The 9,680-nt window shown below is 42.0% G+C and carries 10 protein-coding genes; 4 read left to right on the top strand and 6 right to left on the bottom strand.

Going from position 1 to position 9,680, the window contains the following annotated elements; genetic code table 11:
* Positions 1 to 114: 114 nt before the first annotated feature.
* Both lpxH and L4B77_RS18345 read right to left on the bottom strand, forming a co-directional pair.
* Entirely contained in the window at positions 115 to 861 is a 747-nt protein-coding gene (gene lpxH / locus L4B77_RS18340) for a UDP-2,3-diacylglucosamine diphosphatase (RefSeq protein ID WP_429752187.1), read from the bottom strand.
* A 134-nt stretch (positions 862 to 995) separates the two neighbouring features.
* Positions 996 to 1,490, bottom strand: coding sequence for a peptidylprolyl isomerase (locus L4B77_RS18345; RefSeq protein WP_010440028.1), 495 nt, complete (start codon positions 1,488 to 1,490; stop codon positions 996 to 998).
* Positions 1,491 to 1,681: 191 nt separating this feature from the next.
* On the opposite strand from L4B77_RS18345, the gene cysS reads away from it, so the two are divergent.
* Together cysS and L4B77_RS18355 are read left to right on the top strand one after the other, a co-directional pair.
* The gene (gene cysS, locus L4B77_RS18350; RefSeq protein WP_429752189.1) at positions 1,682 to 3,067 is read left to right on the top strand and encodes a cysteine--tRNA ligase; all 1,386 of its coding nucleotides are present in this window, start codon (positions 1,682 to 1,684) and stop codon (positions 3,065 to 3,067) included.
* A gap of 101 nt (positions 3,068 to 3,168) precedes the next feature.
* Complete coding sequence (locus tag L4B77_RS18355; RefSeq protein WP_261839361.1) at positions 3,169 to 3,747, top strand: thymidine kinase; 579 nt, start codon at positions 3,169 to 3,171, stop codon at positions 3,745 to 3,747.
* Between the two features lie 134 nt (positions 3,748 to 3,881).
* On the opposite strand, the gene L4B77_RS18360 is transcribed toward L4B77_RS18355, so the two are convergent.
* From L4B77_RS18360 to L4B77_RS18370, 3 genes are all read right to left on the bottom strand, one after another.
* Positions 3,882 to 4,559 (bottom strand): YdcF family protein, encoded by a 678-nt coding sequence (locus tag L4B77_RS18360; RefSeq protein ID WP_429752191.1) that lies wholly within the window; start codon positions 4,557 to 4,559, stop codon positions 3,882 to 3,884.
* A complete protein-coding gene (locus L4B77_RS18365) occupies positions 4,552 to 5,406 on the bottom strand; it encodes an NAD-dependent epimerase/dehydratase family protein (RefSeq protein ID WP_429752193.1) in 855 nt (284 codons plus the stop codon). Before L4B77_RS18365 ends, L4B77_RS18360 begins: the two co-directional genes overlap by 8 nt.
* Positions 5,407 to 5,508: 102 nt before the next feature.
* A complete protein-coding gene (locus L4B77_RS18370; protein WP_261839364.1) occupies positions 5,509 to 5,739 on the bottom strand; it encodes a TIGR02647 family protein in 231 nt (76 codons plus the stop codon).
* Between the two features lie 258 nt (positions 5,740 to 5,997).
* Here L4B77_RS18370 and L4B77_RS18375 point away from each other — a divergent pair, with 258 nt between their 5' ends.
* On the top strand, positions 5,998 to 7,200 hold the full coding sequence (locus L4B77_RS18375; protein WP_261839365.1) for an ATPase: 1,203 nt from the start codon (positions 5,998 to 6,000) through the stop codon (positions 7,198 to 7,200).
* A 394-nt stretch (positions 7,201 to 7,594) separates the two neighbouring features.
* Complete coding sequence (focA, locus tag L4B77_RS18380; protein ID WP_261839366.1) at positions 7,595 to 8,437, top strand: formate transporter FocA; 843 nt, start codon at positions 7,595 to 7,597, stop codon at positions 8,435 to 8,437.
* Positions 8,438 to 8,735: 298 nt separating this feature from the next.
* Here focA and L4B77_RS18385 read toward each other — a convergent pair whose 3' ends face one another.
* On the bottom strand, positions 8,736 to 9,530 hold the full coding sequence (locus L4B77_RS18385) for an ABC transporter permease (RefSeq protein WP_429752196.1): 795 nt from the start codon (positions 9,528 to 9,530) through the stop codon (positions 8,736 to 8,738).
* Positions 9,531 to 9,680: the final 150 nt, after the last annotated feature.

A 9,680-nucleotide genomic window follows, 5' to 3' on the forward strand; every position in this document is an offset into this window, starting at 1 on the left:
CAACTTAGTACTGTGTTCGGTTTATTTTTAATAAAGAGATAATATCTAATTTGGTAAAAATTACTAGATACAATCCAAGAAAGTCTGACCAATAATAGTAATTAAAGTGAAAGTTTAAGAGTGGCGGTGAAAGCTATTGCTAAACTCACGCTTCTGTAGTTCAAAATTCTCTGGAGTAAACAACAGCACTGAACCCTGCGTATACCAATCACCCAGTACAATGCGAGTTTTATTGCAACCATTCGCATTAAAGATATGGATATTTGGACGATGGGTATGGCCGTGGATCATAATATTCACGTGGTGTCGTTCCATGACATTTTCGACTTCTTGTTGTGTCACGTCCATGATGTCGAGAGATTTAGTCTGCTTGTCTTCATTAATATCAGACTGAACTTTAGAGACGATTTTCTTTTTGATGAAGAATGGAATTCGATTGAAGACCCACTGTAACCACGGTTGGTGCACTTTTTCACGGAAAGCGAGATATTTTACATCTTCGGTACATAAGGTATCACCATGTAATACCACCGCTTTTTGCCCATAGATATCGATCGTCGATACTTCGTCTAAGAGCTGAACACCGGTTTGTTTGGCAAATTTTTTACCCACTAAAAAGTCGCGGTTACCCTGAGTGAAATAACAAGGAACTCCGGATTTGACTAAGTCGATAAAGGCCTGACGAATGGAATTGGCGAACTCACTTTTATCGTCGTCACCAATCCAGAATTCGAACAGATCGCCTAACACGTAGAGTGCATCGGCCTCTACTGCTTCGTTTTTCATGAAGGTTAGGAAGCAATCGGTAATATCTTGTCGTGATGGTGCGAGGTGTAGGTCTGATATAAAATATGTTTTCATAGGTCTAAAAAAGGGAGCGATTCGCTCCCTGTATCCTGGTTTTATCGGCTGATCAATTATTAATACTAGGGCGTGTTGACCTTTGGCGGTTAAATTTTGTTCTAGATCAACACATCCTAACCGATAGCAAGTAATTAAGCTTCGATTGTTGTACCCGTGATGATCACTTCTTCTAGAGGTACGTCTTGGTGCATACCCATAGAACCAGTGCTAACACCTTTAATCTTGTTCACGATGTCCATGCCTTCAACCACTTCAGCGAATACACAGTAGCCCCAACCGTCTAGGCTTTCGCTACGGAAGTTTAGGAAAGAGTTGTCGTTAACGTTGATGAAGAACTGAGAGCTCGCTGAATGCGGTTCCATAGTACGAGCCATTGCTAGCGTACCAACTTTGTTCGCAAGACCGTTGTTTGCTTCATTTTTGATTGTTGCACGAGTCGTTTTTTCTTTCAGGCCAGAAGTCATGCCGCCGCCTTGAATCATGAAACCATCGATAACACGGTGGAATAGTGTGTTGTCGTAGAAACCGTCACGGCAATACTGTAGAAAGTTTGCGCTTGTTTCTGGTGCTTTTTCTTCGTTAAGTTGAACTTTGATATCACCAAAATTTGTGTGAAGGATGATCATGATTGTTACCTTACTGTCTTTTTAATATGAAGTTCGAATTCTAGCGCATGTTGGCGGACTTTCAAATCATCAAATCATCTACTTAACTCGGTTGTTTAAGGGAATTCCTGCTTTGGGGGATTACCTAATAACGTATGAATTGTTATACTTACCCTCTTATTTTGATTAATACACAAATATAGATAGAGATCATGCTAAAAATTTATAACACACTCACAAGGCAGAAAGAGGAATTCAAACCAATTACAGCTGGCAAAGTCGGCATGTATGTCTGTGGGGTAACCATCTACGATCTCTGTCATATTGGTCATGGCCGAACGTTTGTTTCTTTTGATGTTGTGACTCGTTACCTTCGTTATCTTGGTTACGATTTGAACTTCGTTCGCAACATCACAGATATCGATGACAAGATCATCAAGCGTGCCAACGAAAACGGTGAGTCTTGTGAATCTCTGACTGAGCGTCTGATCGGTGAAATGCACGCTGACTTCGATGCGTTGAACATGAAGCGTCCAGACGTTGAGCCTCGTGCAACGGAATTCATCACGGAAATCATTGAGCTTGTTGAAAAGCTGATTGAGCGTGATTTTGCTTATGTGGCAAGCAACGGCGATGTGATGTTCGAAGTGAAGAAGTTTGATGAATACGGCAAGCTTTCAAAGCAAGACTTAGAGCAACTGCAAGCAGGCGCTCGTGTTGATGTTGATTCTGCAAAACGTAGCCCGTTAGATTTTGTTCTTTGGAAGATGTCTAAGCCAGGTGAGCCGACATGGGAATCACCATGGGGTCCAGGTCGTCCAGGTTGGCACATCGAATGTTCAGCCATGAACTCGTCTATTCTTGGTAATCACTTTGATATCCACGGTGGTGGTTCAGATCTACAGTTCCCGCACCACGAGAACGAAATCGCACAATCTTGCTGCGCGCACGGCACTCAGTATGTAAATACTTGGATGCACAGTGGCATGGTGATGGTCGACAAAGAGAAAATGTCTAAATCACTGGGTAATTTCTTCACTATTCGTGACGTGCTAGCACATTACGATGCTGAAACAGTACGTTACTTCCTAATGTCTGGTCACTATCGTAGTCAATTGAACTACAGCGAAGACAACCTAAATCAAGCGCGTGCATCGTTAGAGCGTCTGTACACATCACTTCGAGGCCTAGATCGAACAGCGGCTCCCGCTGGTGGTCAAGAATATGTAACTCGATTCTCTATGGCAATGAACGACGATTTCAATACACCTGAAGCGTATTCGGTGTTGTTTGAAATGGCTCGTGAAATCAACCGTATCAAGACAGAGAGCATCGAAAAAGCGAGTGCTCTCGGTGCATTGATGCGTGAACTTGCCGACATCATTGGTATTCTTCATCAAGATCCAGAAGCTTTCCTTAAAGGTGATGCTGCGGGTAATGACAACGAAGTAGCAGAAATTGAAGGCCTTATTAAACTACGTAATGATTCACGTGCCTCTAAAGACTGGGCTAATGCTGATCTTGCTCGTGACAAGTTAAATGAGTTGGGTATTGTTCTGGAAGATGGTCCAGAAGGTACGACTTGGCGTCGTAAGTAAATCTTATAAGAAGGGCTGATTTTCAGCCCTTTTTTCTAGTACACATTCTTTAATGTCACCTTTGCTTTTATCTTCAACTTTTAATTAACAGGAATATTTCTGTGGCCCAGATGTATTTTTATTACTCAGCAATGAATGCGGGTAAATCAACAACACTTCTTCAATCTTCATTCAACTATCGAGAGCGAGGCATGACGCCCGTGATCTTCACAGCAGCGTTAGATGATCGCTACGGTATCGGCAAGGTCAGCTCTCGAATTGGTCTACAATCTGAAGCTCAGCTGTTTAAAAATGACACGGATATGTTTGAAGCAATTCAAACGCTTAATGAAGAAGAGAAGCGCCATTGTGTTTTGATCGATGAGTGTCAGTTCTTGTCAAAAGAACAGGTGTACCAACTCACAGAAGTGGTTGATAAACTGCATATCCCTGTACTCTGTTACGGCTTACGTACCGATTTCTTGGGAGAGCTGTTTGAAGGTAGTCGTTACTTACTTTCTTGGGCAGACAAACTTGTGGAGTTGAAAACCATTTGTCACTGTGGTCGTAAAGCTAATATGGTTATTCGTACCGATGAACACGGTGTGGCGATTGCCGAAGGTGACCAAGTGGCTATTGGTGGTAATGACCAATATGTTTCTGCATGTCGTTTGCACTACAAAGAAGCGTTAGGTAAATAAACGGCTTCTTGGTCTCTTTCCTAAAATGAACAGCGCAAAAACATCATCTAAAGTGAAAATCTGAGAATAAGAAAACGGTGGCCAAGTGCCACCGTTTTTGCTTTTAGAACAGGATGATTTGGTTACTTAAAGTGTTATTCAAACCCCAGTTTCTTCAACGTTTGGTAAGCGTATTCAACGTTGTCTGGGATAGGCATATCAATCTGAAACCCTTTGGATGGGTATGATTTGATTCGTTCAAAGTCAGCAAGTAGCGCGCCTAACACCATATCTAATGGTAACTCTTCGTTAAAGTAATCAACCCAGTTTTGCCATTGTGACGTGACTTGAATCTCGGTCGCTTTGTCTGGCCACTGTTTAGTAAAAGTCGCATAGGTTCGTTTTTCCATAAATGGCTTTTGAACTAAGGTCAGTCGTTTTGGAAATAGCCCTCGTTCTGTCAGTAGCTTGTGGGTAAAACGTACATTTTCACCGGTATTGGTTGCATGCTTTTCAATAATAATGTCTGATTTAGACACGCCGCAGTCTCTGGCAATTTCGGCAAATGTTTCTGCTTCTGAGCTATCAAATTTCCCTTCAGTAAAGCGTCCCACACCACCGGAAAAAACGATGTAAGGCGCGACTTTTTGATGATAAAGCTCGGCCGCATATTCAGCGACTCGGGTATCGTTACTGCACAATACAAAAATACAGTCTGAAGGCTCAACTTTATGGCCCATCGACATGAAATTCCAAAGGGTGTCAACTGCGCGATGGAGCATCACTGTAGATGGTTTGTCTAAAGAAGATTGAGTGGGAGATTGTTTAGTCATAAAGCGCCTCCAGTGTGGAATTGAATTTAAATGAGTAACCTAAATCGAGGAGCTTTTTCGAGGAGACCCGTTTGTCTGGAGTATCGACAATCGGTGGAAGCGGCTCGCGGCTATTCACACTCTTGAGTGCGGCGGCGTAAAATTCAGCTTTACTGACCGTATTGGGCGTCGTTACGTTAACCACTTCATTGTGCAGTTGCTCAATAGCGAAATTGACCGAACCAATGGCATCGTCAAGATGAAGCATATTTGCAGGTGCTTGAGAGCTAACCTGTTTTAATTTACTTGCGAATCTTGATGGGTGGCGGTTTGGGCCAATTAAACCGCTGAAACGAAGGATAGTGAAATCGAGCCCTGAATCCATCACCAACTGCTCAGCTTGCAGCATCACTCGTGCGTTATCGGAAAATGAAGGTGTGTGTTTGTTTTCTGAGGTGAGAAGGGCGAACGAGGCATCTTGTTCATGCAATACACAGGGTTTGTTTGGGTATACCGTGGTTGAGCTGATCATAATGAGCTTGTTAATCTTTGCTCTCAGACATGCATCAGTGAGTTGCCGCCAGTACTCGGCATATTGCGTACCTGCTCCTTTTCTAAAGCCAGGAGGGAAGCTACCAATCACAATCTTCGCATTGCTTTTGCATAAAAGCGAAGAGAGTCGCTCAATAGTCTGCTCAGGCTCTGATGAACTAAAGCTAAACTCTTCACAGGGGATTCGTTCGTTACCAATGGTGCGGGCACCTGCTTTGGTGGTTTTTGTTACCACCACTTGGTGACCATGTTTCATTAAATGTGTCGACAAAGGTGCACCTAGCCATCCTGCTCCGACGATAAATATAGAAGCCATACGTTCCTCACTGTGGTTAGTACAAGCCTAACAAAGCTTTGGCTCAAAATGAAAAAACTCCACGGCCGAGGCAAGTGGAGTTTAGGCTATAACTTAAGAGTTTTAGCTTAGTATGCGGATTAACTTATCTGCGCGTTCGGCCATCTCGATACCTTCATCTGTTAGATAACCACCGTCTGGCAGAGTACACAGGTTTTTTTCGAATAGGCGCTTAACAGCGTCTTGAGTTTCTTGGGCTGCTTCTTGATGAACTTTGATACCAGTCGCGGCACTGCTCAAGTCAAATTGAAGAAGGAGGTTTAATTCAGCAATATGTTTAGCGTTGTACTTCATAATTAACCTATAAATTCATAACGTTCTCTCTTTCCACAATAGTGCGCATTGACCGCTCAGGCAATAGCAAATAAAAAGAATTGATAAGTGATCCCGAATTGGTCGATTAATCATCGCCGGGTGGTTTTTTTTTGGTTAGGTTGGGTGATTTATGCTCACTTAAGTCATCGGTGATGTTTATTGCTATACGGTTGTAATATATTATGGCGAGACATAGATTGCGTTGAGCAAATATTGTATTAAAAGGATGGGCAATTAGTGAGAGCGAACAAAGTAGCATTAGTTGTTAGTATGCTATTTGCTATCGCAGGGTGTCAGAGCACACCCTCAAAGCAGACAGATGCAAATCAAGTTACAAATAAGGATAATGAGTCTGCAACAGGCATTCATTCTTTTCATCATGTTCAAAGCGTGCATGCTGAGTGGGAGTCTAAGCTCAAACACCATGCCCAGTGGTCTATTTATGCTCCCGAAAATTACAATGAACTTTTAGACGCATGGGACGATGCTGAAAGTATTTATGCGGACCTATTGAAAGACGAAACTCGCCTAACTAAAAGTTACTCCATTTTTTCAAGCCTAACTTACGCTGAAGCTTTTGATGAAAACATCGCGTTGGTTAAGTCAAACTATGAGTCGATTTTAGCACTGAAGAAGAAGGCTGACCGAGTGTTAGCGGATTCGATTGTACAAATGGATTACCTTAAGTTTCTTGGTGCAGATACTCTGTTTACATCGAGCTATAAGCGGTTGTATTCAGAATATAGTGAGTTGTTTGAGTACGTGTTAGTCGATGAGCTAGAAGATGCTCAAGAAGCGCAGGTGGAATTTCTTAATCACGCTCGTTTGCTCGAAGTTAAAGTCGCGTATAAGAAATACATAGAACCTCTGAAAAATGAATTAGAGTCTTTAGAAGATGACGATTTTGATGATGTTGTTCCACTGACCTTTGCGAAAGCCGCTTTTCAAATTGCATTAGCAGAGGCGCAAGTAAAAGCCAGCCCACGAGAAAAATCGATCATTGAAGACGCCGTTCATGCTGCTGAGTTCGAATTGAGTCACATGCGTAGTGTTGCTCATGAAGTCAAAGCTCTTGCGAATGTGAAAGGTGATGAGTTCGAACAATCGGTATTGAATATGGAGAGTCATTTACTCAGTATCTCAAAAGCGGTCAATGGCGAAGATTATCGTGATGTTGTTCTGCGCCTTCAATCTCAGAAGATTGTGGCTAGCATCAAAGCATTGAAAAGCGAGAATCAACAGCAAAGGCTGCAACTGTCTGAGGCGAAGGAAAGGCGTGAGTTATTAGATGCACAGATAATGAAGAGTGACGCTCACATAAAGAGCCTAGAAGAGTTGGTGGACACCTTGAAAAGCGTAGGGAGTAAAGGTACCAATCAAAGTGACACTGATATGACATCTTCGAACCTTGCCTTGGAAAGAAAAGATCAAGCGCAATAATGCGTATCGGAAGTGTGATGGAAGTTCCATTTTAATCCCGGAAATCTTTGTATTTGTGATTAAGTTAAAAGCGCCTAGGGCGCTTTTTTACTTTCTGTTGATCTAAATCAAAATATCGAAATAATGGCTTTCAGAAAGTCATTGTTGTGTTTGTTTTTCTTCTTTTTATTTTTAAGCTATTGATAATTAGGGTTAAGTTTTTATCCTATTGATGATTTCTCATTCATCRGACTTCTCTTTTTAGTATTAAAGCCGTATGAAATTTCAATACCACTGACGGTTTTGTATTTTCTTTATTGCGAACGGCTTTTTGAGCATGAAATAGCTCTTGAATTCGGCAATGAAAGAGTGGATTATCTTGCTCCCGAAAACATGTTTCAAAATGTAAATTATCATGAATCTAAACCAATTTGACTCACTATTACCGCCACAAATGGCCGAGCGCGCTGCTGATATCGGCGTAGGTAAAGCAACAAAAGATCCAATGAAATCTCTTCTTTTAGCGATTTCCGCGGGTATCCATATCGGTATTGCGTTTGTGTTCTACACTATCGTAACCACAGGAGCTGGTGATTTTCCGTGGGGTATGACTCGCTTATTGGGTGGCCTGGCATTTAGCTTAGGCTTGATTCTCGTTGTCGTAACCGGCGGGGAGCTATTTACAAGTTCTGTTTTAACGTTGGTGGCGCGCGCAAGCGGCAAGATCACTTGGAAAACGTTAATTAAAAACTGGGCTACAGTTTATATCGGTAACTTGATTGGTGCGCTGTTGCTAGTGGCCTGCATGCTTCTGACAAAACAATACATGCTCGACCATGGTCAAGTTGGTTTGAATGCAATGGCGATTTCCCAACACAAACTGCATCATGGCTTTATCCAAGCTGTCGCGCTCGGTATCATGTGTAACGTATTAGTTTGTATCGCAGTATGGATGACGTTCAGTGGACGTACACTGACTGACAAAATCACGGTCATGATTTTGCCTGTTGCGATGTTTGTATCGTCTGGTTTTGAGCACTGTATTGCGAATATGTTCCAAGTACCATTGGCCATAGGCATAAAAACGTTTGCTCCGGCGTCTTTTTGGACCATGACGGGTGCAAACCCTGCGGACTATGTTGATTTGAATTTGATTGATTTTTTAACGAACAACTTATTACCTGTTACTTTGGGTAATATCATCGGTGGCGGCATATTTGTCGGTATGTGGTATTGGTTAATCTACTTACGTGATTAATTCAGACGCATTGATAACTCGATACTGATTGATAATCTTTAAAAACGGCCTGCAATGCAGGCCGTTTTTATTTGTGGAAAACCACGTCAGCCTCGCTTTAAATTATTGTGTGAAGGCTCAATAGTGCAAGCTCAGTCAGAATGCCTATGTCTCTGAAATTGTGAAAGGTTTAGTGTGATAAGTCTTTTGCCGAGTCAAAGTGGGTAAAAAAGAATCGACATTGGTTCGGTTATCCACAGTTTCTGTGGATAACCTGTTCCAAATTCAGTGAGTAAACCGATCGTTGTGAAGTGAGAGCCTAGTTTGTTGGCTGTATTCGGGCGAGAACTCGCCCTTGTTTGGTCAGAGATGTCTTCAACGCTAAGTGAAGTGAAAGAGCTAAAGAACAGCTCATCATCACGAAAATAGCCAACATGATCATCAGTTGATATTTGATCGCAATCATTGGTGAAGCCCCGCCTAAAATCTGCCCCGTCATCATGCCTGGAAGCGTCACTAAGCCTGTCGTTGCCATAGAAGCCATAATCGGAGACATCGCCTTTTGTATCGCCGTACGTACAAAAGGCGCCGCGGCATAGGCTGGAGAGGCACCTAACGCAATTGCCGCTTCGTATTCTGATTTCTGTGTGTCAAAAGCACCAAATAAGTTCTGCAAAGCGACAATATTACTGCTCAAGCTATTCCCTAATAACATACCTGCGATAGGGATAAGATATTGCGCGTTCAAAATAGGGGTCGGTTTAATGATGAAAAAGCAGATAAATAAGACAATCGGTATACAAGTTACCGTAAGGCTAACGGCGACAGGTGCTAAAAGTAGGCTCCTTGGTAGCCGAGTTTTTTCAACAATCGAGCTTGCGCCGACGATAATCATCGCAAATAACCACAGTAAATTGACCCATAAACTATTCAAGGTGAACAAGTATTCTAGGTAAAGTCCAACCAAAAATAGCTGAATAACCATACGAATTATGCTGATAGAAGCCTCTTTGCCAAGGCCGAGTTTTAACTTGTGGTTGATGGTAATGGGTAGCAAGAGAAGTGAACTGAAGAACAATAATTGCCACCAAGAAATATCAATAACGTTTTGCATAGTGCTTCCTTTTAAGTGGATACACATGATATCTGAAAGGGCTAAATGATGCATTTTTGTTTCTTCTCTGCCGACCAAAACAGATTATATTCTTTAACAAGTACGATACAAAATATTGGTGGTTTTCACCCTTTTTAACTAATACTTAGT

Source organism: Vibrio minamisatsumaniensis (assembly GCF_050337445.1).
Classification (GTDB): Bacteria; Pseudomonadota; Gammaproteobacteria; order Enterobacterales; family Vibrionaceae; genus Vibrio; species Vibrio artabrorum.

Coding starts and splice junctions, on each gene's coding strand:
- L4B77_RS18370 (WP_261839364.1), bottom strand. CDS start 5,739: ATGAAGTACAACGCTAAACATATTGCTGAATTAAACCTCCTTCTTCAA.
- cysS (WP_429752189.1), top strand. CDS start 1,682: ATGCTAAAAATTTATAACACACTCACAAGGCAGAAAGAGGAATTCAAA.
- L4B77_RS18345 (WP_010440028.1), bottom strand. CDS start 1,490: ATGATCATCCTTCACACAAATTTTGGTGATATCAAAGTTCAACTTAAC.
- focA (WP_261839366.1), top strand. CDS start 7,595: ATGAATCTAAACCAATTTGACTCACTATTACCGCCACAAATGGCCGAG.
- L4B77_RS18360 (WP_429752191.1), bottom strand. CDS start 4,559: ATGACTAAACAATCTCCCACTCAATCTTCTTTAGACAAACCATCTACA.
- L4B77_RS18365 (WP_429752193.1), bottom strand. CDS start 5,406: ATGGCTTCTATATTTATCGTCGGAGCAGGATGGCTAGGTGCACCTTTG.
- L4B77_RS18385 (WP_429752196.1), bottom strand. CDS start 9,530: ATGCAAAACGTTATTGATATTTCTTGGTGGCAATTATTGTTCTTCAGT.
- lpxH (WP_429752187.1), bottom strand. CDS start 861: ATGAAAACATATTTTATATCAGACCTACACCTCGCACCATCACGACAA.